The organism is Microbacterium sp. SD291, assembly GCF_017355365.1.
In the GTDB taxonomy this organism is placed as follows: Bacteria; Actinomycetota; Actinomycetes; order Actinomycetales; family Microbacteriaceae; genus Microbacterium.
In genome coordinates this window covers 1-561 of the sequence record NZ_JADIJR010000080.1, presented here as the reverse complement: position 1 = coordinate 561, position 561 = coordinate 1, and the positions used below count along the sequence as shown (strand labels likewise).

1 protein-coding gene is annotated in these 561 nt (G+C 71.1%); it reads right to left on the bottom strand.

What is annotated here, in order from left to right; all coding sequences use genetic code 11:
- Window positions 1–561, bottom strand: a 561-nt coding sequence (locus tag IPV10_RS16850; RefSeq protein ID WP_207485828.1) for an HNH endonuclease signature motif containing protein, incomplete at both ends; no start/stop codon positions are given.

Below are 561 nucleotides of genomic sequence, written 5' to 3'. Positions count from 1 at the left end.
AGGGGGACGCCGTTGTCGGTGTGGGTGGGGCCGCCGCGGGCGTGTTCGATCACGTGGTGGAGCTCGCACCATTCGGCGGGGACGTGGCAGCCGGGGATCAGGCATTCCTTGTCGCGGGCGATGATCGCCCGGCGCTGGTGGATGGTGAACACCCTGTCGGTGGTGGTGATCCCCACGATCCGGCCTTCATCGAACAGCACCCGCTGGATCGTGCCCGTGCAGGCGGTGTGCGCCGCGACGGACACCGGGATGGGAGTGGCGTCGCCGCCGACGGTGGCGCACCCGGTCCCGTCCGCGAAGTCTCTCGCGTCGACGTGCACGACGAGGGTGGGGGCGGCGCCGGCGAGGGACGGCATCTCGTGATGCCGGGCCGCGATCCCGAGCGCGGCCGCGAGCGCGTCATGGCGCTTCTGCCCGGGGGTGCGGGGGTCGATCACGTTCCGGTGGTCGGTGTTGAACCGATCGTCGCCGTCGGCGTCCCCGTCGATGTCGTCGTCTTCTTCGTGGAAGGCGACGCCGGGGACGGGTGGTCCACCGACCTTGGGGTTGTTCTGCGCGTCA